The sequence below is a fragment of the Thioalkalivibrio sp. ALMg13-2 genome (genome assembly GCF_000381185.1).
In the GTDB taxonomy this organism is placed as follows: domain Bacteria; phylum Pseudomonadota; class Gammaproteobacteria; order Ectothiorhodospirales; family Ectothiorhodospiraceae; genus Thioalkalivibrio; species Thioalkalivibrio versutus.
On sequence record NZ_KB906101.1, the window covers coordinates 173,178 to 198,661 of the forward strand.

Annotated in this window: 25 protein-coding genes; 18 read left to right on the top strand and 7 right to left on the bottom strand. The window is 66.3% G+C overall.

What is annotated here, in order from left to right:
• The first annotated feature begins 235 nt into the window (after window positions 1–235).
• The 10 genes from soxX to F618_RS0102345 all read left to right on the top strand — a co-directional run bounded on the left by soxX (window position 236) and on the right by F618_RS0102345 (window position 9,824).
• Window positions 236–922, top strand: coding sequence for a sulfur oxidation c-type cytochrome SoxX (gene soxX / locus F618_RS0102300; RefSeq protein WP_026331120.1), 687 nt, complete (start codon window positions 236–238; stop codon window positions 920–922).
• A 90-nt stretch (window positions 923–1,012) separates the two neighbouring features.
• Complete coding sequence (locus F618_RS0102305; protein WP_019567658.1) at window positions 1,013–1,921, top strand: 23S rRNA (adenine(2030)-N(6))-methyltransferase RlmJ; 909 nt, start codon at window positions 1,013–1,015, stop codon at window positions 1,919–1,921.
• A complete protein-coding gene (gene htpG, locus F618_RS0102310; RefSeq protein WP_019567659.1) occupies window positions 1,918–3,828 on the top strand; it encodes a molecular chaperone HtpG in 1,911 nt (636 codons plus the stop codon). The genes F618_RS0102305 and htpG overlap by 4 nt, the downstream gene beginning before the upstream one ends.
• 108 nt (window positions 3,829–3,936) lie before the next feature.
• Entirely contained in the window at window positions 3,937–4,419 is a 483-nt protein-coding gene (locus F618_RS0102315; RefSeq protein WP_018169167.1) for a peptidylprolyl isomerase, read from the top strand.
• 491 nt (window positions 4,420–4,910) lie between these two features.
• Window positions 4,911–5,657, top strand: a complete 747-nt coding sequence (locus tag F618_RS15280) for a TonB family protein (protein WP_369772986.1) — start codon at window positions 4,911–4,913, stop codon at window positions 5,655–5,657.
• A gap of 42 nt (window positions 5,658–5,699) precedes the next feature.
• Window positions 5,700–6,449, top strand: a complete 750-nt coding sequence (locus F618_RS0102325) for a MotA/TolQ/ExbB proton channel family protein (RefSeq protein WP_018169164.1) — start codon at window positions 5,700–5,702, stop codon at window positions 6,447–6,449.
• Window positions 6,450–6,452: 3 nt separating this feature from the next.
• Window positions 6,453–6,869, top strand: coding sequence for a biopolymer transporter ExbD (locus F618_RS0102330; protein WP_018145328.1), 417 nt, complete (start codon window positions 6,453–6,455; stop codon window positions 6,867–6,869).
• Window positions 6,866–7,039: a hemin uptake protein HemP gene (hemP, locus tag F618_RS15285; RefSeq protein ID WP_018169162.1), complete on the top strand. Its 174-nt coding sequence runs from the start codon at window positions 6,866–6,868 to the stop codon at window positions 7,037–7,039. The genes F618_RS0102330 and hemP overlap by 4 nt, the downstream gene beginning before the upstream one ends.
• 255 nt (window positions 7,040–7,294) lie before the next feature.
• Window positions 7,295–9,412 (top strand): TonB-dependent receptor domain-containing protein, encoded by a 2,118-nt coding sequence (locus tag F618_RS0102340; RefSeq protein WP_019567661.1) that lies wholly within the window; start codon window positions 7,295–7,297, stop codon window positions 9,410–9,412.
• A gap of 223 nt (window positions 9,413–9,635) precedes the next feature.
• Window positions 9,636–9,824, top strand: coding sequence for a hypothetical protein (locus F618_RS0102345; protein ID WP_018145331.1), 189 nt, complete (start codon window positions 9,636–9,638; stop codon window positions 9,822–9,824).
• Between the two features lie 107 nt (window positions 9,825–9,931).
• Here the strand turns inward: F618_RS0102345 and F618_RS0102350 are convergent, their stop codons facing one another.
• Window positions 9,932–10,210 (bottom strand): hypothetical protein, encoded by a 279-nt coding sequence (locus F618_RS0102350; protein WP_019567662.1) that lies wholly within the window; start codon window positions 10,208–10,210, stop codon window positions 9,932–9,934.
• A gap of 212 nt (window positions 10,211–10,422) precedes the next feature.
• On the opposite strand from F618_RS0102350, the gene F618_RS0102355 reads away from it, so the two are divergent.
• A complete protein-coding gene (locus F618_RS0102355) occupies window positions 10,423–11,097 on the top strand; it encodes a tetratricopeptide repeat protein (RefSeq protein WP_019567663.1) in 675 nt (224 codons plus the stop codon).
• 64 nt (window positions 11,098–11,161) lie between these two features.
• On the opposite strand, the gene F618_RS0102360 is transcribed toward F618_RS0102355, so the two are convergent.
• The 3 genes from F618_RS0102360 to F618_RS0102370 all read right to left on the bottom strand — a co-directional run bounded on the left by F618_RS0102360 (window position 11,162) and on the right by F618_RS0102370 (window position 13,093).
• Window positions 11,162–11,593 (bottom strand): hypothetical protein, encoded by a 432-nt coding sequence (locus F618_RS0102360; protein WP_019567664.1) that lies wholly within the window; start codon window positions 11,591–11,593, stop codon window positions 11,162–11,164.
• Window positions 11,594–11,646: 53 nt separating this feature from the next.
• Window positions 11,647–11,862, bottom strand: coding sequence for a hypothetical protein (locus F618_RS0102365; RefSeq protein WP_019567665.1), 216 nt, complete (start codon window positions 11,860–11,862; stop codon window positions 11,647–11,649).
• 94 nt (window positions 11,863–11,956) lie between these two features.
• Window positions 11,957–13,093, bottom strand: a complete 1,137-nt coding sequence (locus F618_RS0102370) for a hypothetical protein (RefSeq protein ID WP_019567666.1) — start codon at window positions 13,091–13,093, stop codon at window positions 11,957–11,959.
• Between the two features lie 102 nt (window positions 13,094–13,195).
• On the opposite strand from F618_RS0102370, the gene F618_RS0102375 reads away from it, so the two are divergent.
• The 3 genes from F618_RS0102375 to F618_RS0102385 are packed head-to-tail and all read left to right on the top strand — an operon-like array spanning window position 13,196 to window position 14,890.
• Window positions 13,196–13,897, top strand: coding sequence for a hypothetical protein (locus F618_RS0102375; protein WP_019567667.1), 702 nt, complete (start codon window positions 13,196–13,198; stop codon window positions 13,895–13,897).
• On the top strand, window positions 13,890–14,402 hold the full coding sequence (locus F618_RS0102380) for a YcgN family cysteine cluster protein (protein WP_018145338.1): 513 nt from the start codon (window positions 13,890–13,892) through the stop codon (window positions 14,400–14,402). Before F618_RS0102375 ends, F618_RS0102380 begins: the two co-directional genes overlap by 8 nt.
• A 2-nt stretch (window positions 14,403–14,404) precedes the next feature.
• Window positions 14,405–14,890: a gamma-glutamylcyclotransferase gene (locus tag F618_RS0102385; protein WP_019567668.1), complete on the top strand. Its 486-nt coding sequence runs from the start codon at window positions 14,405–14,407 to the stop codon at window positions 14,888–14,890.
• A 188-nt stretch (window positions 14,891–15,078) separates the two neighbouring features.
• On the opposite strand, the gene recN is transcribed toward F618_RS0102385, so the two are convergent.
• Complete coding sequence (recN, locus tag F618_RS0102390) at window positions 15,079–16,740, bottom strand: DNA repair protein RecN (RefSeq protein WP_019567669.1); 1,662 nt, start codon at window positions 16,738–16,740, stop codon at window positions 15,079–15,081.
• Window positions 16,741–16,744: 4 nt separating this feature from the next.
• The gene (locus F618_RS0102395; RefSeq protein WP_019567670.1) at window positions 16,745–17,623 is read right to left on the bottom strand and encodes an NAD(+) kinase; all 879 of its coding nucleotides are present in this window, start codon (window positions 17,621–17,623) and stop codon (window positions 16,745–16,747) included.
• A gap of 115 nt (window positions 17,624–17,738) precedes the next feature.
• On the opposite strand from F618_RS0102395, the gene hrcA reads away from it, so the two are divergent.
• From hrcA to dnaJ, 4 genes are all read left to right on the top strand, one after another.
• Window positions 17,739–18,797: a heat-inducible transcriptional repressor HrcA gene (gene hrcA / locus F618_RS0102400; RefSeq protein WP_019567671.1), complete on the top strand. Its 1,059-nt coding sequence runs from the start codon at window positions 17,739–17,741 to the stop codon at window positions 18,795–18,797.
• Window positions 18,798–18,915: 118 nt separating this feature from the next.
• Entirely contained in the window at window positions 18,916–19,482 is a 567-nt protein-coding gene (gene grpE / locus F618_RS0102405) for a nucleotide exchange factor GrpE (protein WP_018145343.1), read from the top strand.
• A gap of 140 nt (window positions 19,483–19,622) precedes the next feature.
• The gene (dnaK, locus tag F618_RS0102410) at window positions 19,623–21,554 is read left to right on the top strand and encodes a molecular chaperone DnaK (protein ID WP_019567672.1); all 1,932 of its coding nucleotides are present in this window, start codon (window positions 19,623–19,625) and stop codon (window positions 21,552–21,554) included.
• A 409-nt stretch (window positions 21,555–21,963) separates the two neighbouring features.
• Window positions 21,964–23,112 carry a molecular chaperone DnaJ gene (dnaJ, locus tag F618_RS0102415; protein ID WP_018145345.1) on the top strand — a complete coding sequence of 383 codons (1,149 nt, stop codon included), beginning with the start codon at window positions 21,964–21,966 and terminating at the stop codon, window positions 23,110–23,112.
• Window positions 23,113–23,408: 296 nt separating this feature from the next.
• Here the strand turns inward: dnaJ and F618_RS0102420 are convergent, their stop codons facing one another.
• Window positions 23,409–25,481 (bottom strand): EAL domain-containing protein, encoded by a 2,073-nt coding sequence (locus F618_RS0102420; RefSeq protein WP_019567673.1) that lies wholly within the window; start codon window positions 25,479–25,481, stop codon window positions 23,409–23,411.
• Window positions 25,482–25,484 lie beyond the last annotated feature (3 nt).

Sequence of the window (25,484 nt, forward strand, 5' to 3'; positions counted from 1 at the left end):
ACGCTGGTTCGAGGGCAGCCTTCCGGGGCTGCCCTTTTTTGAACCACCGCGGGATGGCCCGCGGTGGTTTTTCCTGACGGACCCGCGCATGGGTCTATCTACTTTGCGGCCATGGGCCGTTGATCCGGGACCTGTTCTCCATCGGGCCTGGAGGCAACCGGGCCTACGCCTGGAAGATGCCGGCACGATGATCGGCAAGAAGCGGCAATAGCCGACGCAAGAGGAGACATCAGGGATGCTTAGGAACAAGACAGTTGGGGCGGGCTTGGCCGTTCTGGCGTCCACGGTGCTGATCGCGGGTTGCGATGGCTGGATGGGCGAGACCAGTGGCGAGGTCGACATTACGGCGATGAGCGCCGACGAATTGGCAGATTACCTCGTGCTGGAAACGGACAGTTATCGTTTCGAGCAGGAGGCACAGGAAGGTGGGTCGGCCCGTGATCGCATGGTGCAGGATGGCATTCAGGCCGCCTGTTCGATCGAGGGCGATCCGGATTCCGGGACCGCAGGCGAGGTGATCGCCATGGCCCGAGAAAGCTACGAGGCGCCGCCGGGTGGTCCGCGCCTGGGCAACTGGCGCCGTGGCGCCGAGTTGGCGCGTTCCGGGTATGGCTACCGTATCGGTCATCGAAACGATGACCATGGTACCCGCGAGGCAGGCGGTAACTGTTACGCCTGCCATCAGATGGATCCGGCCGAGGAGCTTTACGGCACCCTGGGCCCGAGCCTGGCCGGGTATGGGGCCACCCGCGGTAATGACAGTTCGGTGGTGAATTACGTGCACCAGGTGGTGTCCAACCCCCACCAGTACTTCCCGTGCACCCAGATGCCGCGGTTTGGACGCAACAACTTCCTCAGCGAGGAACAGATTGCGCACGTCATGGCGTATCTTCTGGATCCGGACTCGCCGGTCAACCAGTAAGCCGTTCACACGGTCGAGGGCGGTCCTTCCGGGCTGCCCTTCTTGAGCCACCGCGGGTACCCTCGCGGTGGCTTTTTGTTTGAGGGACGCATGCTCAGCTACCAACATGACTACCACGCCGGCAATTTTGCCGACGTCCACAAGCACCTGGTCCTTTGGCAGGTTCTGGAATCGCTGCGTGGGCGCGAGAAACCCTTCGTGGCCGTGGACCTGCACGCCGGCGCCGGGGGCTACGACCTGACCAGCGCGCGGGCACGCAAGACCGACGAGGCCACCTCCGGTATCGCACGCCTGTGGTCTGCGGATCCGGTCTGGCCATCCGCGGGCCGGACGTTCCTGGAGACGTTGCGGGGGATGCAACCGAAGCCCCCGCGCCTTACCGAATATCCGGGATCCCCGTTGCTGATTCAGGCGCGGTTGCGCGAACGCGATCGCCTGATCGCGTGCGAACTCCATCCGGAGGCCTATGATCGGCTGCAGACGCGCCTCGCCGGCGATTCCCGCTGCCATGTGCACAAGCGTGACGCGCGCGAGGCCGCGCGAGCGCTGTTTCCGCCGGAGCCACGCCGCGGTCTGGTCCTGCTGGACCCGTCCTACGAGCGCAAGTCGGAGTACCGCGAGGTGGCGGAGATGGTGACCACCATCCGTCGGCGCTGGAACACCGGGATCATCCTGGTCTGGTACCCCATTCTCGCAGGCCGGCCGGATCACCCGATGCGCGAACAGTTACGCGCCGAGCTGGACGATCCCTGGCTGGTCAGCGAGTTGCGTATCGCCGCCGACCCGGAGCGCCACCTCGGGCTGGCGGGCTCCGGGATGCTCGTGCTGCGTCCGCCGTGGCAGCTGGAGGAGCAGCTTCCGGAGCTGCTCGCGCCGGTCTGGGCACTGCTGGATCCGGAAGGAGCGGGCGGACTTTACCAGGCCGCGGTCCTTGAAAACGGGGCGGGCGACCCTACCTTACGACGTATCGAGAACAATCAAGGGACACGCACGCCATGACCGAAACCCAGACCGAACCCAGCACCGAGACTCGCCGCTTCGAGACCGAGGTCAGCCAGCTTCTGCAGCTGATGATCCACTCACTTTATTCCAATCGCGAGATCTTCCTGCGTGAGTTGATCTCCAACGGCGCCGATGCCTGTGACAAGCTGCGTTTCGAGGCCCTGGCCCAGCCGGACGCGATCCCGCAGCCGGCGGAGCTGGTGATTGACGTCGAGGTGGACGCGGAGGCGCGGACGGTGACGGTGCGCGACAACGGCATCGGCATGTCGCGGGACGAGGTGGTCGAACATATCGGCACCATCGCACGCTCGGGTACCAAGGCGTTTCTCGAGAAGCTGACTGGCGACCAGAAAAAGGATTCCCAGCTGATTGGTCAGTTCGGCGTGGGTTTCTACTCGTCGTTCATTGTCGCCGACCACGTGCGCCTGGAGACGCGCCGCGCCGGCAGCGAACAGGATGCGGGTACCCGCTGGGAGTCGCGTGGCGATGGTGAATACACCATTACCCCATGCGAGCGCACCGAGGCCGGGACCGAGATCACCCTGACGCTGAAGGAAGACGCCGGCGAGTTTCTCGAGCCCGTGCGTCTGCGCCACATCATCGGGCGCTACTCGGACCATGTGGCGTTCCCGATCCGCATGCGCAAGCAGGACGAGGAGGGCAACCCTACCGACGACTGGGAGACCGTGAACCGTGCCAGCGCGCTGTGGACTCGCTCGAAGAGCGAGATCAGCGACGAGGAATACCGGGAGTTCTACAAACACGTCGCGCACGACTTCGAGGATCCGGCCGCCTGGACCCACAATCACGTGGAGGGCCGGCAGGAATACACCACGCTGTTCTACATCCCGAAGCGCGCGCCGTTCGACCTTTGGGATCGCGATGCCCGCCACGGGGTGAAGCTCTACGTGAAGCGGGTGTTCATCATGGACGACGCGGACAAGCTGCTGCCCAACTACCTGCGCTTCGTGCGCGGGGTGGTGGACTCGGCGGACCTGCCGCTGAACGTCTCGCGCGAGATCCTGCAGGACAACCGCCTGGTGGACTCGATCCGCTCCGGTTCGGTGAAGAAGATCCTGGGGCTGCTGGAAAGCATCGCCAAGAACGAGCCCGAGGCGTACGCCGAGATCTGGCAGAACTTCGGGCGGGTGCTGAAGGAGGGACCCGGCGAGGATTTCGCCAACCAGGAGGCGATCGCCAAGTTGCTGCGCTTTGCCAGCACCCATAACAGCGACGACACCCAGAACGTCGCGCTGGCGGATTACCTCGAGCGCATGAAGGAGGGCCAGGAGGCGATCTACCTGATCACTGCCGACAATGCCTCCGCCGCGCGCAACAGCCCGCACCTGGAGATCTTCCGCAAGCACGGGATCGAGGTCCTGTTGCTGTCGGACCGGGTCGACGAGTGGCTGCTGTCCCACCTGCGCGAGTTCGACGGCAAGCCCATCAAGAATGTCGCCAAGGGTGACCTGGACCTCGACAAGATCATCGGCGAGGACGTCGAGCAGAAGGACGAGACCGGCGAGCAAGCCGCGGAGGGCGACCTGGGCGATCTGCCGGAACGTCTGCAGCAGGCCCTGGGCGAACGCGTGGAGAGCGTGCGGCCCTCGCGGCGGTTGGTGGAGTCTCCGGCCTGTATCGTGCTCGGCGAGCACGAGATGGCCCTGTACCTGCAGGAACTGCTCAAGCAGGCCGGCCAGGAGACCTTCTCCGGCAAACCGGTGCTGGAGGTCAACCCGGGCCATCCGCTGGTCGCACGCCTCAAGGCCGCGGAAGGCGACGAGTTCAACGACCTGGCCTCCTTGCTGTTCGAGCAGTCCCTGCTGGCCGAGGGCGGGCAGCTGGAGGACCCGAGCGGCTTCGTCACCCGGTTGAACCGACTGCTGTTGCAGAAGGCCGCCTGACCCGGCGGACACCCACCCGCCGGAAACCGCGTGTCCGGCGGGTGGACCTGACGTGGAGCGATATTCCGCGTTACCCTTAAAAGTTCATGTATTAAGAGGGCAAAGCCCATGCAAGTCGCGCAGAACGCCGTGGTGGCCATCCACTACACCCTGACCAACGATGCTGGCGAGAAGATCGACAGCTCCGAAGGCCGCGAGCCGCTGGCCTACCTGCACGGACAAGGCCAGATTGTCCCGGGCCTGGAAAAGGAGCTGGAAGGCAAGGCCGCCGGTGACAAGGTCCAGGCGAAGGTCTCCCCGGAAGAAGGCTATGGCGAGAAGATCGACGCCATGGTTCAGGAGATCCCGATGGAGGCCTTCCAGGGCGTCGAATCCGTCGAGCCGGGGATGCAGTTCCAGGCGCAGACCGAGAACGGCCCGCTGACGGTCACCGTGACCAAGGTCGAGGGCGACACCGCCACGGTCGATGGCAACCATCCGCTGGCCGGCGAGACCCTGAACTTCGACGTCGAGATTGTCGAAGTCCGCGAGGCCTCGGCCGAAGAGCTGGAGCACGGCCACGCCCACGGCGAGGGCGGTCACCAGCACTGATCGCGCCTGGCCGGCGATACCGCCGGCCTAGCCGCCTTTTTCGACCCGCCCCGGTGCCGCCGGGGCGGGTTTTATCGTTTTGGACCCGAGGAAAGTTGACCCGGGCTGCCGCGTATCGATCCGGAGCGAATGGCGCCATATGCGACTGGTATTGCAAACCATTCGCATTAAGGGTAGGGTGCGCTCTGTTCGTGGGCAGTGACTTGGCAATCCGCCGGCCAGCCGCGATAGTCGGATTCCGGGAGATGCGTGACCTATACGCGCCGATGTGCGAGCGGGTTACTTCTCTTCGGTCAAGGCGTCTATACATTCTTGTCCTGCGGCGAGCTAGCTCATCCATGACCCACCGTTTTTCCATATCCCCTTCCGGCAGTCGTCGTGCGTTGGCGCTGGGCGTTGCCGTGAGCTTCGCGCTGCACGGCGGGATACTGGGCTCGCTATGGGTGATGCGTGATGCCGCACCGGAGTTGGCTGGCACCCGGGGCGGGGGCATGGAGGCACACTGGGTCGAACTGGACGCGGTGTTGCCTGACCCGACCGGGCAAGAAACGGCGGTCGTTGAACCCGACGCCGTGACCGAGACACTTGAGGAACCGGAACCGGAACCGGAACCGGAACCGGAACCGGAACCGGAACCGGAACCGGAACCGGAACCAGAGCCGGAACCAGAGCCGGAACCAGAGCCAGAGCCAGAGCCAGAGCCAGAGCCAGAGCCAGAGCCAGAGCCAGAGCCAGAGCCAGAGCCAGAGCCAGAGCCAGAGCCAGAGCCAGAACCGGAGCCAGAGCCAGAGCCGGAGCCAGAGCCGGAGCCAGAACCGGAGCCAGAACCGGAGCCAGAACCGGAGCCAGAACCAGAGCCAGAACCAGGTCGTTCGGGCGCGTCCGGGCCGGCCGAAGACCAGGAGCCGGCGACGGAGGCGGCCCCCGGTGGTCCGGTGGGCCAAGAGGACGAGCCCTTCGAGGAGCCGGGGTTCGGGGCGGAGTACCTGAATAACCCGCCGCCGGACTATCCGCGAATCTCGTTGCGCCGTGGTGAGGAGGGTACCGTCCTGCTGCGAGTCCGGGTCTCCGCGCAGGGGCAGCCGCTGGACTGGTCGGTGGAGGAGAGCAGCGGCCACCGGCGCCTGGACGATGCCGCCGAGGCGGCGATCGAGCATTGGGAGTTCGAGCCTGCCCGCCGTGGGGGACGCGCGGTGGAGGGCGTGGTGCTCGTACCGATGGACTTTTCGATTCGATGACAAGGCCGGCGTATGAAGCGCTGCGCAGCCGGGGATGATTGCATGAACGAGTTCGATGTCTTCTACGTGTTTCGCCATGGTGACCCGGTGCTGGTCGCAGTCTTCGCGATCCTGCTGCTGATGTCCGTGGCGACCTGGGCGATTGCCGCGAGCAAGCTGCTTACGCTGATTGGCGTGCGTCGCGACAACCGCGCCGCGTTGGCGGCCTTCGATGCCAGCCAGACGGCGCCGGCCTTCCACGACGCGATCCACGACCAGCGCGGCCCGCTGGCGGTGATCGGTCAGGAGGCGTTTGCCGCGTTCGACGACTACCGCGGTGTGCGCGATGGCTCGGACAAGGCCGAGCAGCGTCTGGACGACCACGTGGTGCGCCGGATTCGCCAGGCGATGGACCGGCAGCTGCTGCGCATGCAGGCCGGCAATATCGTGTTCGCCTCGGTCGGGGCGCTGGCGCCCTTTGTCGGACTCCTCGGTACCGTCTGGGGTATCCATGGCGCCCTGATCGACATCTCACAGGAGTCGTCGGTGTCCATGGATCTGGTGGCGGGTCCGCTCGGCGAGGCCCTGGTGGCGACCGCCGCCGGCCTGGCCGCGGCGATCCCGGCGGTGGCCTTCTTCAACATCTTCAATCGCTCCCAGCGCCTGTTGCATCAGGACTTCGAGGCCTTTGCACACGATGTGCATGCGCTGCTGATGCACTCTGACCTGAAGCCCGGCAATGCTCGCGAGGCGCGTGACCGTCGCACCGATCCGCATGCACTGCCGGACGACGGCCTGCACCAGGAGGGCTAAGCCATGGCCTTCGGACGCATGGGCGACACCAGCGAACCAATGTCGGACATGAACGTGATCCCGCTGGTGGATGTGATGCTGGTGCTGCTGGTGATCTTCATCATCACTGCACCGGTGATTACCCACTCGGTGGATCTGGATCTTCCTCAGGCCACCAGCGAGCCGGTTGACGAGCTGCCGGACAGCGTGACGCTGTCCCTGGACGGAAGCGGCGACCTGTACTGGAACAACGAGTCGGTCTCGCTGGAGCGTCTCCCGGCGCGCCTGCGCGAGGCGCTGGAGACACAACCGGACATCGCGATCTATCTGCGCGCGGATCGTGACACGCGTTACGAGCGCCTGGCCCGGGTGATGGCCGAGGTGCGCCAGTCCGGGGTGAGCCGCATGGCCTTTGTCTCCGAACCGGAGGGGGAACAATGAATTCCGGAACGCATCCATCCGGCAAGCCGGCTGTCCGCGAGGATCCGGGCCCGCGCGAGATCGCCAGCGAGCAGCTGCTGGGCCCCGCGCGGCAGATCCGCATCTGCCACCGCGGCGAGTGGTACACCCTGCGCCGGACCGCCAACGACAAGCTGATCCTGACCAAGTAAACCCCGTGAAACACCAGCCGCGGTCCACACCGCGGCTCCTGCCAGCCAGGGGAGTCTCTCCCTCAGCCAGCCTCCAATCCGTCACCGATCCGCGGCGCCCCGGCGTCCGTGGCGGTGTTGATGCTGGCCAACTCAAGGGAGACAACCATGGCTCGAAACCATCTGGCAAGCCGCCGAATCGCACGACCCGCCGACCACTCGCGCAACTCCGGGGTATGGAGGCGACGTGCCGTCGTACTCGCAATTGCCGGGGCCGTGGGGATTCCCGCGCTGCATGCCGACGAGGCCGCCCCGACAGCCGAATCCGGAACCGAGGCCCGGCTGGCGCCGGTGCAAATCCTCGGAGACGTGACCGCGACGCAGCGGCTGCCCGGCTCGGCGGCCGTGGTGGGTCGCGAACAGCTGGAAACCGAAGGGACCACGGACATCCACCAGGCGCTCAAGACCGTGCCTGGCGTGTATGTGCAGGAGGAAGACGGGGCGGGTCTGCGTCCCAATATCGGGATCCGTGCAGCGCCTCCGGGCCGCAGCAGCAAGGTGACCCTGATGGAGGACAACGTGCTGATCGCCCCGGCACCGTATTCCAACCCGGCGGCCTACTATTTCCCGACCATGATGCGGATCAACGAGATCGAAGTGCTCAAGGGGGCCCCGCTGTTGCGCCACGGGCCGCAGACCACCGGGGGTGTGATCAATCTGGTGTCCACGCCCATCCCCCGGGAACGCGGAGGTTCCATCGAAACGGTGGTGAACGATCGGGGCGGCACCGACGTGCACGCGATGTTCGGGGATCGTTCCGGTGACTGGAGCTACATGGTCGAGACCGTCCAGCGCAGAGGGGCCGGCTTCAAGGATATCGATCGCAGCAACCGCGATACCGGCTACGACATTCAGGACTATGTCGGCAAGCTGCGCTGGGACGGCGAGCGCCAGAGCATCGAGGCCAAGGTCCAGTACTCGGAGGAAACGTCCAACGAGACCTATCTTGGCCTGACCGATGCGGATTTCGCGCGTGATCCCAATCGGCGCTATGGCCTGTCCGGGATCGATCAGATGGAGAACGACCACCTCGGTTTGAGCATCGCGCATGACATCGACTGGTCCGAGCGCGTGCGCATGACCACCACGTTGTACCGCAACGAATTCGCCCGAAACTGGTTCAAGCTGGGCGGGGGTAGCGCGTTCATTGAAGACGCCAATCGGGGCGATGCGACCGCGCAACGAATCCTCCGGGGCGAGGACGATGTGGCGGGGCTGACCTACCGCAACAACAACCGCGAGTATGTCTCCGAGGGTATCCAGACCGAACTGGGCATGGACTTCGGGGACCACTGGCTGCGTGCGGGTGTCCGTTATCACCAGGACGAGATGGACCGCTTCCAGCCGGACGACATCTACGATCAGGTCAACGGTTCCCTCGTCTATCAGGAGACCATCCAGCCGACGGGCAGCAACAACCGGTTCGAGGATGCGCAGGCCTGGAGCTTCTGGCTCGCCGACGAGTGGTACGTCAATGACCGGCTGACTGCGAACCTGTTGCTGCGCTACGAGGATGTCGAGACCTCGCGGACCCAGTATGCCGACACGCAGCGTAACGTCGTGGATTCGCGGCGCTCCAACTCGAGCAGCGTCTGGCTGCCCGGGGCCTCGCTAACCTACGACTTCACGGACCGCTGGCAACTGCTGGCGGGGGTTCACCGTGGGTTTGCTCCCCTGGGGGGCGGTGCGACCGAAGACCAGGACCCGGAAACCAGCACGAACTGGGAACTGGGCGCCCGGTATCAGGGCGACCATGCGTTTGTCGAGGCGATTGGTTTCTACAGCGATTTCTCCGACTTCGTGCAGAACTGCTCGGTGGCGACGCCCTGCTCGGACGGCGCCACCTCCGGGACCTTCACGACCGGGGAGGCGGTCATCTCCGGACTGGAGTTGCGGGCCTCCACGGGGGTGGACCTGGGATCCTTCCACGCGCCCCTGGAGGCCAGCTACACCTACACCAGCGCCAAGGCCAGCGCGGACAACCCGGCCTCGGGGCAGCAAGAGGGCGATCGCTTGCAGGGGATCCCGCGCCACCAGTTCAGCCTTCGAGGGGGCCTCGAGCACGCGAGTGGCTGGAACCACTACGCGGTCGTGAAGTACATCGACGCGACCTGCAACAGCGATGGCTGTAACCGGAGCACGGGCGCATTCGACCGCACCGAGTCGCTGACCACGATCGACCTGGTGAGCCAGTATCCCCTGGGCAGGAACACCGACCTCTATGCCCGGGTGAGCAATGTGCTGGATGAGCAACAAATCATCTCCCGCTCCCCGGACGGTGCCCGGCCCAACGAACCGCGTACGTTCTCGGTGGGGTTGACGCACCGGTTCTGAGTCGGTGTCTCTTGCATCGAAGACCGCACCTTCCTCGGGTGCGGTCTTCTTGTATGGGAAACCGGAATCGGCAGCCCGTCACATTCTGGAGGGCGGGTTTCCGGCAAGACGGATCGTATGTTGGGCTTCCCGGTCGAACGCCCCGAGTGTCCCCGGTTCGGCGGGTAACTGTCGGGTACTGGGGGCGAAGCGAGAAAGGACCCTTACGGTAAAGGAGAACACCATGTGGAAATCGCGACTGACGATCCTGATGCTTGCCCTGATGATGGCGCTGGGCAGTGCCACCCTCGCGGGGTGTGACAATCAGGGCCCGGCCGAAGAGGCCGGCGAGAACATCGATGACGCCATGGACGATGCGGGCGATTCGATGGAGGATGCCGGCGACGAGATGGAAGACACCTTCAGCAACTGATTTCCTGCCCTGCAGTACGTGAAAGCCCCGGCACGCGCAGCGTGTCGGGGCTTTTTTGTGGCGGACCAGCGCCAGCTGGTCGCCTGGGTGACGGATCCGGGGCAGGATCAGAGGCGGTCGTCACCCTCGGGTTCCAGGGAGCCGCCCTGCTCGTCCATGCCGTCATCCATCGGGGGCTGCTGCATGTCGCCTTCCGGCGGCTGCTGTTGCTGCATGCCGTCTTGGGGCGGCGGGGCGCTCTGCATGCCACCTTCACCGGTCTCGGGCTGTTCCTGCATCTGTTGCTCTTCGAACTCGTCCATGCCCATGTCGCTGTCGGAGCAGCCCATCAGGAAGACGAGGGGTGCGATGGCCATGGCGGCCAGGATCTTGGTGGAATGTTTCATGGAAACTCCTGTGTATCCGGGGTGAATGTGAACGGAAAAATGACGTTCAATCCAGTTGACCGGAATACCCCCTCATATGTTGCGAGAAGTTCATCACACTCCACCGTTTCGGTGAGGCGATCGTGGCGCTCATCACGTATCCCCGTGCGGTTTGTCGACGCATCACGAACCCACCGCTACAGTGATGCCCAGGCAATTCACGGACCGTAGTGATGGCGCAATCCTCCCAACCCGACCCCCTCCTGGATCAGGCCCGCTCGGCCTGGGCCCGCGGCGAACATGACGCTGCGATGACCCTTTGGCGCCAGGGCGCCGAGGCTGGTGATCCGCAGTGCGCGTTTAATCTCGGCGTGCTGCTGGACGAGGGGCAGTACCTGCCCCGGGATTCGCTCGAGGCCGCGCAGTGGTACCAGCGGTCTGCCGAGGCCGGCTTCCCGGATGCGGCCTTCAATCTGGCGGTCCTGTTCGAGCAGGGTGATGGACCGGATGCGAACCCCAACGAGGCAGCGCGGTGGTTCCATATTGCGGCAGAGCGCGGGAACGCCCAGGCCATGTTCAATTTGGGGCTCAAATTCGACGAGGGTCGGGGCTTGCCGCAGGACCCGGAACAGGCGGCACAGTGGTACCTGCTGGCGGCCGAGGCGGGTGAGGGGCGTGGCGCGGCCAATCTCGCGCGTCTGTTCGCGATGGGCGAGGGCGTGGAGCGTTCCGACGTATCGGCGTTCAAGTGGTATGCGATTGCCGCGGAGATGGGGGTCGCGAGCGCGGCGCGGCACCGCGAGCGGGTCGCTCGCGAGCTGAGCCCGGAGCAGCGCCTGCATGCTGGTGAGCGTGCGCAGGAGTGGCTCCAGGGCCATTCGTCGGCTCGATCGGCTCGTCTGCAGTAGCAGGTCGGGCGCTCGCGCTGGGGTGCCCCTGAGAAAGAGGCGAGGCGTTGCGGTTAGCGTTTGGCTAGATCACTACGTTCAGTTCGCGGCGCGGCTCTTCGGCCGGGCCGGCCAGGCTGACCGCGAGTTCCACGCGACGGCGCAGGGCCTCGACACCGGCACCGCCCAGCGGGCTGCCGTCCGCTGGCGCGGCCTCGGCGGAATCACCGCCGCTGCGGAACGCCTCGATCTGGGCCGCCACGCGGGCGCGGGAGGCCATCTCCTGGTCCGATCGCGGGAAGGCCAGGCCCTGATCCTGCTCGGCATCACCGCGCTGGTTGTCGTCCTGTTCCGGACGGTCTTCGAGCGGCCGGCGGGCTGCGCCGGCCTCCGGGTCGTTCAGCGGGCGTTCAAAATCGGCCGGGGTCGAGAGTTGTCCCAGGCCTAGCCGGTCACTTCCGGTCGGGCGCGTGCCGATCGGTATTGCAGCTGAGGGGTTGGAGACCGGGACTTCCATCGTGTGACTCGGCGAGCCTCCTGATCGTTCGTAATCTTAAGCGTCGCCCGGATTCAGGCGCGCACATCCAGCAGCGAGCCAATCATCCGGTCTTCGGCCTGCAGGGTCTTCACCGAGGCCTCGATCTGGTTCTGGCTCGCGATCATGCCCACCTGGGCGCCCATGCTCTCGCGGCTGCCGGCATTCTCGGTGGCCGCCGTATGTGCCTGCTGGCGCATGCTGGTCATGCCCTTCTGGATGCCTGCGAGGGAGGTGCTGCCGTCGATCATCGTTTCGAACTCGTTATGGGTTTCGGTTGCAACCGCATGACCCGATTATAGATCAATTGGTTGCACTTCACCGGAAGCCCATCCGGGCGAGGCGTCAGGAGGTGCCAAGCAAGGTCTGCAGGCGGGTTTGAACAGCCTCGCGGGCACCGGCCTGTCGTGCCTGCCATGCGGCCAGACGCCCGCGCCTGGCCTGCCGATCAACCCCCTCCGCCAGGCGTGCGAGCACCTCTTCGGCCACCTGTTCCGGGTCCTCTCCGCGCGCGACCAGGCCGGTGTGCTCGGCCGCGATCCGCAGCCGCGTGGCGGCGTCCGGATGGCGTTCGTACTCCGCTGGGCCGCAGATCACCGCGCTGCCACAGGCCAGTGGAAGACCCAGGTCCGGAGGGGTCTCGCTGGCGGCCAGAGTGCCGCCAGGCAGGGTCACGTGGGCGCAGGTATAGGCGGCATGCAGGGTCTCGGGGTCCTCGATGTAGTAGATCCGGTTTTTACGCGGCACAAAGGACGTCATGAAACGGTTGTGGCGGACGATCGGCAGCGAGTACTTGATTGCGTCGCGGTAGACCGGCTCGTGGCGCGCCGGATCGGCCGGGGCCAGCAGCAGGATGGCCGCACTCTTGCGCAGGACCGCGAACAGCACGGCGAAGGCGAAGGCCTCCTCGCCCGGGCCGGTGTTGGGTGCCAGCAGGATCGGGTGATCCTTCTCGTGGTACTCGCGAAAGCGCTCGCAGAACCCGTCATCTCCGGATGGGGCGGGCGGCAGCTCCACCGCGCCGGCGATCGGGTCGCCGATCACCTCGGCGGGGCCGGAGACGGTTGCGTCTTCGCGCGCGGCGAAGACCGCATCCCACTCGATGCCAGCCGCGCCGTCACCCTCGGCGTTGATCCAGATGCGCGGTACGCGGACTGCGCCGAGGGCGGGGCCCAGGTCGTGCTCGCCAGCGGGGAGGGGGCCGATCACCACGACGGCGCGCGGTTGCAGGCGTGCGAGGCGCGTGGCGGCCAGTTCGGGCCGCATCGCGAGGGCGGGGAGGCCGTCGATCAGGCCCTCGGCCTCGCGGTCCTGGCCACAGTCGGTGACGCCGAGGGCGATGGGGCCGACGGACCCGGCCAGCTCCTGCAGCCAGTCGGCGGCGGTCTCCAGAGTGGCCCGCGGGGCCAGGACCAGGATGCGCCCGCTGCTTTCGCCGGGGATGGAGCGGGCGGTGATCCAGGCAGACAAACGTGCGAACATGGTGGGCTGTTATCCGGTCGTCGGGCGAGCGCCGCATTATACGAGGCGCCGCACAGCGCCCGCCACGGGCGGGCTACATGTTGTCTCTAGGGGAATCGCGGAATGGGCATACGCTGGATCATCGGGCTGGTGGTGATGGGGGTCATCCTGGCCCTGGCCATGTGGGTCTATTCCAACCCGGGCGGGATGCGCAGCCAACAGTTCTCCGACCTGCCCTGGCAGATCGAGGTGGGGGACCGTCAGCGTACGCGGGTGCTGGGGGTCGTTCTGGGCGAGACCACCATGGCCGATCTGATGCACCGCCTGCCGGTGCCGGATATCCGCCTGTTCGTGGATGCGGACGGCTCGCGTTCGCTGGAGGCCTATTACGTGAACGCGCGCATCCCGCCGTTCGAAGCCAACCTGATCCTGCGCCCGGATATGGACGAGGCCGCGCTGGACCGGATTCAGTCCGAAGTCACCTCCGAGCGCCCGATGCCCAGTGGCGCCCGGCGTTATGGACTGAGCGACGCCGCCCTGACCTCGCTGGGCAATGTGTCGATCGTCGAGATGAGCTACATCCCCCGCGCGCAATGGACCGAGGACCTGATCACCAAGCGCTTCGGCGAGCCGCGCGAGCGGATGCGCATCGCCTCCGATCACAGCTACTGGCTCTACCCCGAGGAGGGGCTGGTTATCCTGGTCCCGCGTCGCGGCCGCGTGCTGATGCATTACGTCACCCAGGACCGCTGGGGGCAGACGGTGGAGCGCCTGCGCGACGAGGGGCGGCGCCGTCTGGGCGAGGATCACGGGGATCATGAGTGAGTCGAACCCGACGGATGACCGCCCGTTCTGGGAGCGCCCGCTCGAGAGCCTGACCCATGCCGAATGGGAGGCCCTGTGCGATGGCTGCGGGCGCTGTTGCCTGCACAAGCTGGAAGACGAGGACTCGGGCGAGCTCGCCTTCACCTGGCTGGCCTGCGATCTGCTCGACTGCGAGACCGGCTACTGCTCCGACTACGCGAATCGCCGCGACTTCGTGCCGGACTGCATCCAGCTGACCCGGAAGGACCTGCCGCACTATCACTGGCTGCCACCGACCTGCGCCTACCGGCTGCGCTTCGAGGGCCACCCTCTGCCAGCCTGGCATCCGCTGCTGAGCGGCGATCCGGAGACGGTCCGCCGCGCCCGCGTGTCAGTGGCCGGGCGCGTGATTCGCGAGCAGGACGCCCCGGACCTGCCACTGATCGACTACGTCGTGGACTGGCCCGGCGAGGTGCCCGAGTCCGCGCGCCTGTGGCGCCCGGTGGTCCGTCTGCCGCGGGAGTAGCCATGCCGGCGGTGGTGGACCTGTTCGTCTACGGGACGCTCAAGCGGGACTTTTCGAACCACCGCGCCTTTTGTGCGCGGGCGCTGGAGATCCGCGAAGCCACCATTGCCGGCTACTTGTACGAGTTGCCCGTGGGCTACCCGGCCGTCCGTATTCCGCAGGAACGCATCCTGCTCGAAGCGGGGCCCGACCCCACGCGGGATGCATCGCGTCAGCGTCACCACGAGGCGTCCCTGCACTGCGAACGGCCCGATGAGGGATGGGGCAGCGTCCAGGGTGAGTGGATTCGCCTGCCCGATCCGGCTCGGACCCTGCCGCTGATCGATGCCCTCGAAGGTGTGCGCCGCGCCGGCCGCGGGGAGTATCGCCGCGCGCTGGTCCCCGCCCGAACGCAGGAGGGTCCACGGGCCCTGTGGGTGTACTGGATGCCGCAGTTGCCACCCGATGCGCACTATCTGCCGAACGGGGCCTGGCCGGCGAGGACTTGATCCGTACGGCGTGCTCATTAATGGTCCTGGGACGCCCGCACCACGGATCGTGAGCGGTAGGATGCCGATGAGCGCAGCGAATCGCATCGCTGGGGTCTGGGGTGAATGCCACGTCTGGAACGATGCGATTCGCTGGGCTCATCGCATCCTACGGTTTCCCTGGTATTCGTTGTGCCGGCGGGGGGGGGCTAGCCGGCGGAGGCGAGGAGTTCGCGGGCGTGGGTGCGGGTGGTCTCGGTGAGCTGGGTGCCGCCGATCAGGCGGGCCAGGGCCTCAACGCGGCGTTCGTCGTCCAGTGGCTGGATGGCGGTGCGGGTACTGCCCTCGGCGTGGCTTTTTTGCACTTCCAGCTGGTGGTGCGCCTGGGCGGCGACCTGGGCCAGGTGGGTCACGCACAGGACCTGATGGCGCTCGCCCAGGCTGCGCAGCTTGCGCCCGACCACCTCGGCGACGGCGCCACTGATGCCGCTGTCGACTTCGTCGAAGATCAGCGTGGGCACTGTCTGCTGCTCGCTGGCCAGTACCTGCAGGGCCAGCCCGATGCGCGAGAGCTCGCCGCCGGAGGCGACCTTGGCCATCGGCTGCGGCGCAGCACCGGGGTTCGCGGCCACGCGGAATTCAATGTGGTCCACGCCGTGGGCCTGCGGCTTGTCGGCGGGCTCGACCCCGATCTCGAAGTGGCCGCCAGCCATGCCCAGTTCCTGCATGGTCTCGGTGACCGACTGTCCGATGCGGCTGGCGGCCTTCCGGCGGGCCTGAGTGAGTTTCGTGGCAGCGGTATCGAAGGCCGCGCGGGTCTGCTGTTCGCGGGCCTCCAGGGCCTCAACGGTCTGATCGCCGTTTTCCAGGGCATCCAGTTCCGTTTGCAGTTCATCGAACAGGCCCGGCAGGGCCTCGGGGTCGATCCGATGCTTGCGCGCCAGGCGCAGGTATTCGCTGACGCGAGTATCCAGCTCGGCGAGGCGTTCCGGATCGAGCTCGATGCCGTCGGCCAGACGGCGCAGGTGGTCGCCGGCCTCGTCGATCTGGATGCGGGCGGATTCCAGCAGCTCCACCGCCGGACTGACCCGTTCGTCGTGTTGCGCGGCGTCCTGCAGGGCGTGCAGGACCTGGCCCAGCTGCGTGTCCAGCCCGCTGTCCTCCTCGATCTGTTGGCTGGCGGTCTGCAGGGCGGTGAGTACCTCGGTGCCGTGGGCGAGCTGGTTTTGTTCGGTCAGCAGTCGGGGGTATTCGTCCTGTACCGGGGCCAGCTCGGCCAGTTCTCCGCTCTGGAAGCGCAGCAGGTCGAGGCGGTCGGAGGTGTCGGCCTGGGCCTCGCGTGCCTGGTCCAGAGCGCTCGCCGCCGCGCGCCAGGCGCGGTAGGTGTCGCGGACATCGCGCGTCGGGTTGCCGTCGAGAAAGCCATCCAGCCAGTGGCGCTGGGTATCGCGCTGCAAGAGCTGCTGATGCGCGTGCTGGCCGTGGATGTCCACCAGCCATTCGCCCAGGGTGCGCAGCTGACCCACCGCGACCGGGCGCCCGTTGATCCAGGCGCGGCTCTTTCCCTGGCGGGTCAGCACGCGGCGCAGCAGGACGCTTTCGTCGTCCGCCTCGGCCAGGTCCTGTTCGGCCAGCCAGGCGCTGGCCGGGCCCTTGGCGGGCAGGGCGAACTCGGCCGACAGATCGGCCTGTTCGGCACCCTCGCGCACCATGCCGGCGTCGGCGCGGTCGCCCAGTAGCTGGCCGATCACGTCGATCAGGATGGACTTGCCGGCCCCGGTCTCGCCGGTCAGGGCGCTCAGGCCGGTGTCCAGCTCCAGTTCCAGCCGGTCGATGATCGCGAAGTCGCGGATGCTGATCAGATGCAACATGGGATCAGGGCTGCTCGCCCCAGCGCAGCTTGGTGCGGAGCACGCGCAGGAAGTGGTGTTCGCGGGGGTGGATCAGGGTCAGGGCCTGTTCGCGGCGATGGATGCGCAGCAGGTCGCCGGGGGCAAAATCCACGTTCTCCTGGCCATCCAGCGCGACCTGTGCCGGCGAGCGGCTGCCGCTGGACAGGCGGATCTCGATGGTGGAGCGCCCGCTGACGACCAGTGGGCGGTGATTCAGGCTGTGCGGGCAGACCGGCACCAGCACCATCGCGTCCAGCTGCGGGGTCAGGATCGGCCCGCCAGCGGACAGTGCGTAGGCGGTGGAACCGGTGGGGGTCGCGACTACCAGGCCGTCGGCGCGCAGGCGTCCGACATCCATGCCGTCGATCGCGGTGTCGAATTCGATAATGCGCACCACGCTCAGCACGTGGAGGACGACGTCGTTCAGGGCAATCCCGCTGTGGATGGTGACGCCGTCGCGGATCAGCTCGGCCTCGAGCATGGCCCGCGGTTCGCGTTCGAAGGCGCCGTCCAGAACATCGCCCAGTTCCTCCGGGGCGGTGTCGGGGGAGACATCCACCAGGAACCCGAGACGGCCCAGATTGACGCCCAGCAGTGGGGTGTCGGCATCCGCAGTGACGCGTGCCGTGGCCAGCAGCGTCCCGTCACCGCCGATCACGATCAGCAGGTCCACCGCGTGGGCCAGTTCGTCCAGCGGCAGCAGCCCGACGCTGTCCGGGCGCTCGAAGCCGTCGATCTCCTGTTCCATGAAGACCTGGCGGCCGCGCTCCTGCAGCAGACCCACCAGGGTCTTGACCAGGGGCGCGGTGCGCGAATCGCTGGACTTGCCGACCAGTCCGACCTTGTTGAAGTCTGGCATCATGCCGGCATTATCCGGAAAAGGGACCGCGACTGCACCCGGGGTTTCTTGACCTGATTCCTGCACGATCCAAGACTGAACCCTTTAAGCACTCGACCGAGTGGAGCGCTGACGATCCATGGAAAACGCAACGATCAATCTGGACGCCAGGGCCCGCACCCTGTTGCGGACCCTGATCGAGAGCTATATCCGGGATGGCCAGCCCGTCGGTTCGCGCACCCTGGCCCGGACCTCCGGGCTCAGCGTGAGCGCGGCCACCGTGCGCAACGTGATGGCGGATCTTGAGGATATGGGGCTGATCCATTCGCCGCATACCTCGGCCGGGCGTATCCCGACCCCGGCCGGCTACCGACTGTTCGTCGACAGCCTGCTGGAGGTGCGCAGCCCCTCGCCGGAGGACATCCGCGCGATCCAGTCCGGGTTCGCCCCGAACGCCAGCACCCAGGACCTGATGGACACGACTAGCAACCTGCTGTCGCGGGTCACGCGCATGGCCGGGATGGTGCGCCTGCCGCGGCATCGTAACGTGGCGCTCAGTCAGATTGAGTTCCTGCGCCTGGGCGAGGGCCGCATTCTTGCGATCCTGGTGATCGACGGCAAGGAGGTGCAGAACCGGGTGCTGGAGCTGGAGCGTGACTTCAGCCAGGACGAACTGCAGCGCATGGCGAACTACCTGAACGCCCATCTGGCCGGCAAGAGCCTGCATGCGGTGCGCGCCGAGCTGTTACGCGAGATGCGTGACGTGCGCGACGACCTGGACGCAATGATGCTGGCGGCGATCGACCTGGGCGAGAAGGCGGTGGGCGACGAGGACCCGGACGACGTGGTCGTGGCTGGCCAGACCCACCTGCTCGGCTACGAGGAGCTGGCGGACATGGCCCGCCTGCGCCAGTTGCTGGAGGCCTTCAACGAGAAGCAGGAGATCCTCGGCATCCTCGACCAGTGCATCCGCGGCGACCGGGTGCAGATCTTCATCGGCCGCGAATCGGGGCTCGACTGGTTCGAGAACTGTTCGGTGGTGACTGCGCCCTACAGTGTCGACGGCGAGGTGGTGGGCGTGCTCGGGGTGATCGGTCCCACGCGGATGTCCTACGACCGGGTGATCCCCATCGTGGACGTGACGGCCCGCCTGCTGGGCTCGGCGCTGGGCGATCACCCGGTGGATGATTCGAAGTAGCGGGCCCTTGAAACCGGGGGGAATGCCCCCAGCATCCAGATAGACAACCCAATCCACCCTGTCCGCCGGTGATCGGCGCGGCGGGCGATTTTGTTTTTCATTGATTTGCGAGGCCAGCATGTCCGAACAGCGGGAATCCCAGGAACAGCCGGAAGAACTCGAGACCCGGAACGACGAGGCCCCCGAGGCCGAGGGTGGCACGGATGATCGGCTGCAGGAGCTCGAGGCCCTGGCCGAAGAGCGCCGCGACCAGGCCCTGCGGGCCCAGGCCGAGCTGGAGAACCAGCGCCGCCGCTTCGAGCGCGAGCTGGAGAACGCGCACAAGTACGCAATGGAGAAGTTCGCTGCCGAAATGCTGGAGGTGGGCGACTCGCTGGAACTGGGGCTGCAGGCGGCGCGCGAGTCCAAGGATGTCGAGCGCATCATCGAGGGCGCCGAGCTGACCCTGAAGAACCTGACCCGGGTGTTCGAGAAGTTCGGCATCCAGTCCGAGGACCCGACCGGCCAGCGCTTCGATCCGGAGCGTCACCAGGCGATGTCCATGCAGGAAGACCCGGAGAACCCGCCGAACACCGTGGTGGCCACCATGCAGAAGGGGTACCGGTTGCAGGACCGCGTGCTGCGCCCGGCGATGGTGGTGGTCTCCAAGGCGCCGACCTCGCCGAACATCGACGAAAGCGCCTGACACCGTCTTTTCGGGCCGGTTTTCGGGGTATCGGCCACGCTGCCCCTTGAAAACCCGGCCCGGGGCCCCAGATTCCCGTACAAGTTGGCAGAGAAACACGCTCTGCAGCGCAAAATTTTTCGCATCAGGAGATTTCAGTCATGGGCAAGATCATTGGTATTGACCTCGGGACCACCAACTCCTGCGTCGCCGTAATGGAAGGCGACCAGGCCAAGGTCATCGAGAACGCGGAAGGCACCCGCACCACCCCGTCCATCGTCGCGTTCAGTGACGACGGCGAGGTGCTGGTTGGCCAGTCCGCGAAGCGCCAGGCGGTCACCAACCCCCAGAACACCGTGTTCGCTTCCAAGCGCCTGATCGGTCGCAAGTTCCAGGAAGACGAGGTCCAGAAGGACATCAAGCTCGTCTCCTACAACATCGTGAAGGCCGACAACGGTGACGCCTGGATCGAGGTGCAGGGCAAGAAGATGGCCCCGCCGGAGATCTCCGCGCGCGTGCTGCAGAAGATGAAGAAGACCGCCGAGGACTATCTCGGCGAAGAGGTTACCGAGGCGGTCATCACCGTCCCGGCGTACTTCAACGACTCCCAGCGTCAGGCGACCAAGGACGCCGGCAAGATCGCCGGGCTCGAGGTCAAGCGCATCATCAACGAGCCGACCGCGGCCGCGCTCGCCTATGGCATGGACAAGCAGCGCGGGGATCGCAAGATCGCCGTGTACGACCTGGGTGGCGGTACCTTCGACGTCTCGATCATCGAGATCGCCGAGGTGGATGGCGAGCACCAGTTCGAGGTGCTGGCGACCAACGGCGACACCTTCCTCGGTGGCGAGGACTTCGACAATCGCCTGATCGACTACCTGGTCGACGAGTTCAAGAAGGACCAGGGCATCGACATCAAGGGCGATCCGCTGGCGATGCAGCGCGTGAAGGAGGCCGCCGAGAAGGCCAAGATCGAGCTGTCCTCCAGCCAGCAGACCGAGGTGAACCTGCCGTACATCACCGCCGACAACACCGGGCCCAAGCACCTGGCGCTGAAGATCACCCGCGCCAAGCTGGAAAGCCTGGTCGATGACCTGGTCAAGCGCTCCATCGAGCCGTGCAAGGTCGCGCTGAAGGATGCCGGTCTGTCCGCCTCCGAGGTGGACGACGTGATCCTGGTCGGTGGCCAGACCCGCATGCCCAAGGTGCAGGAAGCGGTGCAGGCGTTCTTCGGCAAGGAGCCGCGCAAGGACGTGAACCCGGACGAGGCCGTTGCGGTCGGTGCCGCGGTGCAGGCCGGCGTGCTGGGTGGCGACGTCAAGGACGTGCTGCTGCTGGACGTGACCCCGCTGTCGCTCGGGATCGAGACGATGGGCGGCGTGATGACCAAGCTGATCGAGAAGAACACCACCATCCCGACCCGGGCCAATCAGGTGTTCTCCACCGCCGAGGACAACCAGACGGCGGTGACCGTGCACGTGCTGCAGGGCGAGCGCGACATGGCCAGCGCCAACAAGTCGCTGGGTCGCTTCGACCTGCAGGACATCCCGGCCGCGCCGCGTGGTGTGCCGCAGATCGAGGTCACCTTCGACATCGACTCCAACGGCATCCTGAACGTCTCGGCCAAGGACAAGGCGACCGGCAAGGAGAACAAGATCGTCATCAAGGCCTCCTCCGGCCTGTCCGACGAGGAAGTCGAACAGATGGTCAAGGACGCCGAGGCCCACGCCGAGGACGACAAGAAGTTCCAGCAGCTGGTCCAGGCGCGCAACCAGGCTGATGGCCTGGTGCATTCGGCCGAGAAATCCCTGAAGGATCTGGCAGACCAGGTCTCCGACGACGAGCGCACCGCGATCGAGTCGGCGGTGGCCGAGACCAAGACCGCGATGGAAGGCGACGACCCCGAGGCCATTGAGCAGGCCGCGCAGAAGCTGGCCGAGGTCTCCGGCAAGCTGGCCGAGAAGGCCTATGCCCAGGGCGCGGACGCCGCGGGCGAGGCTGGGGCCGAGCAGGCCGAGGGTGGCCCGCAGGGCGACGATGTCGTGGACGCCGAGTTCGAGGAAGTCGACGACGACCAGAAAAAGCAGGGCTGATGCCGCAGCCGGCGGGACGCTATGGCGTCCCGCCGGAACTGTTTGAACGCCGCGCCCGGGGTATTAGGGAAACACTGATTAATGTACACGCTCGCGTTGGTACCCCAGGTTTTCCGAGACAAGGCGCGTCGTGCAGCGGGTAGTGGTTCTACCCGCTAGCGGCGCAACGCAGGATCGGGGAACCTGGGGTACCAACCCCACAATCCATTGAAAAGCAGGGGCTCGGCCGCTTTTGCGCGCGCACGGCGTTGCGGCTCCCTTGTGCAGGATGACTGCACGGCAGTCACCGCGCCTTGTTCGCACGCAAAAGCGACTCGAGCGCGAGCGTGTACATTAATCAGTGTTTCCCTGGCGACTCCGGGCGTTTGCGTGAAGGCATTCCGCGTTCGCGCGCACGAATCAGCAGGGAATGACCATGTCACAACGCGACTATTACGAGGTGCTGGGCGTCTCCAAGGACGCCTCGGCCGCCGATATCAAGAAGGCCTTTCGCCGCCTGGCGATGAAGCACCACCCCGACCGCAACCCCGGGGATGCGGAGGCCGAGGCCAAGTTCAAGGAGGCGCGCGCCGCCTATGACGTCCTCAGCGACGACCAGAAGCGCGCCGCCTACGACCGTTACGGCCATGCCGGCGTGGACGGCTCGGCCGGGGGCTTTGGCGGGGGCGCCGGGGCCTCCAACTTCAGTGACATCTTCGAGGACATCTTTGGCGATATCTTCGGAGGTGGCGGGGGCGGCCGCGGGCAGCGGGCCTATCGTGGCTCCGACCTGCAGTACAACCTGGACCTGACCCTGGAAGAGGCCGTGTTCGGCACCGAGGTGAAGGTCCGTATCCCGACCACCGTCAGCTGCGAGGCCTGTGATGGCTCGGGCGCCGAGCCGGGGACCTCGCCGGAGACCTGCCCGACCTGTAATGGGGTCGGCCAGGTGCGCATCCAGCAGGGCTTCTTCTCGGTGCAGCAGACCTGCCCGCGTTGCGAGGGCGCGGGCAAGGTCGTCTCCAGCCCCTGCAAGTCCTGCCACGGCAAGGGTCGAGTGCAGGAGCAGAACACCCTGGACGTGAAGATCCCGGCCGGGGTGGACAGCGGTGACCGCATCCGCCTGGGAGGCCAGGGCGAGGCCGGCATGAACGGCGGCCCGCCGGGTGATCTGTACGTGCAGGTGCGGGTCAAGCCGCACAAGTTGTTCCGGCGCGAGGGCTCGGATCTGCACTGCGAGGTGCCGGTGTCGTTCGCCACGGCCGCTCTGGGCGGCGATTTGGAAGTGCCGTCGCTGGATGGCCGGGTCAAGCTGAAGGTCCCCGCGGAGACCCAGACCGGCAAGCAGTTCCGGGTCGGTGGCAAGGGCGTGAAGTCCGTGCACGGCGGTGGGGTCGGTGACCTGATCTGCCGCGTGGTGGTGGAGACGCCGATCAACCTGACCAAGGAGCAGAAGCAGCTCCTGCGCCAGTTCGAGGAGTCCACCCAGGCTGGCGGTACCAAGCACAGCCCGCAGGCTCACTCCTGGCTGGACGGTGTTAAGGGGTTCTTCGAGGACCTGAATTTCTGGTCCAAGTAGTCCCGCAGGGCAAGGACGATGCTTCGCACAGGCCCCGGTTTTCACCGGGGCCTGTTGCGTTGGGGGCGTGCTCAGCCCTCCATGCAGCCCCTCGCTCTGCGGACTCGATTTTCGTGCCAGACGACAGACACGGGGTTCACGGAGGAAAACGCTGTGCAGGAAGACAGGATGGGCGGCCGCATAAGCGCCGCCGGTTCCTCACACCCCTGGATCTAGCTGTGAATCGCCCTTGATCTGCCCGGCGCCGTGTCCCCTGCGCGTTCTGTGGGAGAAGCCGGAGTCCGCGAGTTGGGGGCTCAGGTCGAGGTGAAATCGAAGGTGGGGGCGGGCATCGGTGCCTGCAGGAAGTAGCCCTGAACGAGGTTCACGTTCAGGCTGTAGAGCACGGCGAGCACGCCGGCGTCCTCGACATAGGGCACGATGACCTGCTTGCCCTTGGCATGCGCGGCATCGGTATGTTCGCGGATCAACTGCTGGTTCTCCTCGCTCTCGGCCAGGTTCTTCACGTAGGACGGGTCCAGCTTGATGTGATCCGCCTCCAGATGCTGCAGGAGCTGGAACGGGTTCAGGCCGCTGCCGAAGTCGTCGATGCACAGATGGCCGTGCATTTCCTGCAGCCCGCGGGCGACGTGGATCGCCGGCTTCAGGTGGGTAACCACGGTGGGTTCCTTCAGCTCGACGACCACGTTGTCGGCGGGGATGCGCATGCCGTGCAGGTCGTCGTGCAGCCAGCTGACCACGGAGGGGTCGCCCAGGGAGCCGTTGGTCAGTTTGAGGAAGAACTGGGTGGTCGGGTCTTTCTTCAGCTGTTCCGCCAGCATCTGCAGCGCAGTCTTCAGGACCCAGCGGTCGATGGGTGCCGCCATCTCGGTGCGCTCGGCACTGGGCAGGAAGGCATCGGGCTCGTGGATATGCCCCTCGGCGTCACGCAGGCGCACGAAGACCGAGTAGCGCGGACGGTCGGCACCGTGCAGGTTCACGATCGGCTGATACAGCAGTTCCAGGCGGTTGTGTTCCAGGGCGTCCTGAATGCGCAGCTTCCACTGCTGGTCGTTCTGCGCCTGGGTCATCTCGCCCTCTGCGGGACGGAAGAAGCGGTGGTTTCCGCCCCCGGCCTCCACGGCCTCTTGCAGGGCGCGGTCGGCGTGGGTCAGCAGTTCTTCGGTATCCACCGCCGTCTCGTCGGCGATCACGATGCCGGCCGACAGGCTGCAGTTGGTCGAGGCGTTGCCGAGTTCGAAGACACGTCTGGTGACTGCTTCCATCAGACCGTGGATGCGGGCCTCCACCTCGTTGCGCCGGGTGTCGGGGACCACGATCCCGAAGTGCTCGGCCTCCAGGCGTGCGGCGATGGCCGGGTCGGGAAAGTGATCCTCGATCAGCTTGCCAATATCGGCAAGCAGCAGATCGCTCGCGGACATACCGACGTTGGCCCGGATCTCGGGGAAACGGTCCACCGCAAGGGTGACCAGGGCGAAGGGCTTTTCCGATTGCGCGGCCTGGCTCTGCGCGGTCTCGATCATCCCGGAGAAGTGCTGGCGGTTGTAGAGCCCGGTGACCAGGTCACGCTGCGAGAGGTAGTCGATCTTCTCGGCCAGCTCCGGGTCCTCCTGGGCCGAGTCCAGCAGTACCTGGGTGCAGGCCTCCCCCTCGACGCTGGCGGTGGACAGACGCAGGTTGGCCTCGAACGGCGTGCCGTCAAACGCCTGCAGCTGGAAGGCCTGATGGGTCTGGTCACCTTCCTCGCCACTCTGGAAGCGGCGCAGCAGGCCCTTCAGTTCGTCGCGGCTCTCCGGGGCGATCAGGTCCATCAGCGGCAGGCCTTCCACTTCCTCCGGATCGGCAATCCCGAAGCGCTCGCGCCAGGACGCGTTGGCATAGATGTGCATGCCCTCGTGGACGTAGGCGATGGCGTCGCGCGAGTTGTCCAGCAACAGTTGGCAGCGGCGTTCGGACTCCTGCAGCGATGCGTCCATGCGCCCCATCCGCTGGCGCAGCTGGAACTGCTCGGCAGCGCGCACCGCAAGGATGCCGGCCAGTTCGTGCAGTTCGTGATCGACGACGGCATAGGCGCCGGCCTCGTAGTCGTCTATGCGCGCGGGTTCGGGGCGCTCGGTCATGATGACCAGCGGGGTACGTCGACCGGATGCGTGCAGCGCCGCGTCGACGTGTTCCCGGGTCAGGGCCAGGCCGGGTTCGATCAGGACGATCACGTCGAAGCGCCGGCCCTCCAGCGCCTCGGCCAGGGCGTCGCTACCGGATACCTGTTCCGGGCGGATCGCGCTGCCGCGGGTCCGGATACTGCTGATGACCTCTTCAGCCCGGTTCGGGTTGCTGGTCACGAAGAGCGTGCGAATCGTTTCGTTCATGGG

Coding starts and splice junctions, on each gene's coding strand:
- hemP (WP_018169162.1), top strand. CDS start 6,866: ATGAATTCCGGAACGCATCCATCCGGCAAGCCGGCTGTCCGCGAGGAT.
- htpG (WP_019567659.1), top strand. CDS start 1,918: ATGACCGAAACCCAGACCGAACCCAGCACCGAGACTCGCCGCTTCGAG.
- F618_RS0102420 (WP_019567673.1), bottom strand. CDS start 25,481: ATGAACGAAACGATTCGCACGCTCTTCGTGACCAGCAACCCGAACCGG.
- F618_RS0102370 (WP_019567666.1), bottom strand. CDS start 13,093: ATGTTCGCACGTTTGTCTGCCTGGATCACCGCCCGCTCCATCCCCGGC.
- F618_RS0102385 (WP_019567668.1), top strand. CDS start 14,405: ATGCCGGCGGTGGTGGACCTGTTCGTCTACGGGACGCTCAAGCGGGAC.
- F618_RS0102305 (WP_019567658.1), top strand. CDS start 1,013: ATGCTCAGCTACCAACATGACTACCACGCCGGCAATTTTGCCGACGTC.
- F618_RS0102380 (WP_018145338.1), top strand. CDS start 13,890: ATGAGTGAGTCGAACCCGACGGATGACCGCCCGTTCTGGGAGCGCCCG.
- F618_RS0102315 (WP_018169167.1), top strand. CDS start 3,937: ATGCAAGTCGCGCAGAACGCCGTGGTGGCCATCCACTACACCCTGACC.
- F618_RS0102375 (WP_019567667.1), top strand. CDS start 13,196: ATGGGCATACGCTGGATCATCGGGCTGGTGGTGATGGGGGTCATCCTG.
- hrcA (WP_019567671.1), top strand. CDS start 17,739: ATGGAAAACGCAACGATCAATCTGGACGCCAGGGCCCGCACCCTGTTG.
- dnaJ (WP_018145345.1), top strand. CDS start 21,964: ATGACCATGTCACAACGCGACTATTACGAGGTGCTGGGCGTCTCCAAG.
- F618_RS0102345 (WP_018145331.1), top strand. CDS start 9,636: ATGTGGAAATCGCGACTGACGATCCTGATGCTTGCCCTGATGATGGCG.
- F618_RS0102365 (WP_019567665.1), bottom strand. CDS start 11,862: ATGATCGACGGCAGCACCTCCCTCGCAGGCATCCAGAAGGGCATGACC.
- dnaK (WP_019567672.1), top strand. CDS start 19,623: ATGGGCAAGATCATTGGTATTGACCTCGGGACCACCAACTCCTGCGTC.
- grpE (WP_018145343.1), top strand. CDS start 18,916: ATGTCCGAACAGCGGGAATCCCAGGAACAGCCGGAAGAACTCGAGACC.
- F618_RS0102360 (WP_019567664.1), bottom strand. CDS start 11,593: ATGGAAGTCCCGGTCTCCAACCCCTCAGCTGCAATACCGATCGGCACG.
- F618_RS0102330 (WP_018145328.1), top strand. CDS start 6,453: ATGGCCTTCGGACGCATGGGCGACACCAGCGAACCAATGTCGGACATG.
- F618_RS0102355 (WP_019567663.1), top strand. CDS start 10,423: ATGGCGCAATCCTCCCAACCCGACCCCCTCCTGGATCAGGCCCGCTCG.
- F618_RS0102395 (WP_019567670.1), bottom strand. CDS start 17,623: ATGATGCCAGACTTCAACAAGGTCGGACTGGTCGGCAAGTCCAGCGAT.
- soxX (WP_026331120.1), top strand. CDS start 236: ATGCTTAGGAACAAGACAGTTGGGGCGGGCTTGGCCGTTCTGGCGTCC.
- F618_RS0102325 (WP_018169164.1), top strand. CDS start 5,700: ATGAACGAGTTCGATGTCTTCTACGTGTTTCGCCATGGTGACCCGGTG.
- F618_RS0102350 (WP_019567662.1), bottom strand. CDS start 10,210: ATGAAACATTCCACCAAGATCCTGGCCGCCATGGCCATCGCACCCCTC.
- recN (WP_019567669.1), bottom strand. CDS start 16,740: ATGTTGCATCTGATCAGCATCCGCGACTTCGCGATCATCGACCGGCTG.
- F618_RS15280 (WP_369772986.1), top strand. CDS start 4,911: ATGGAGGCACACTGGGTCGAACTGGACGCGGTGTTGCCTGACCCGACC.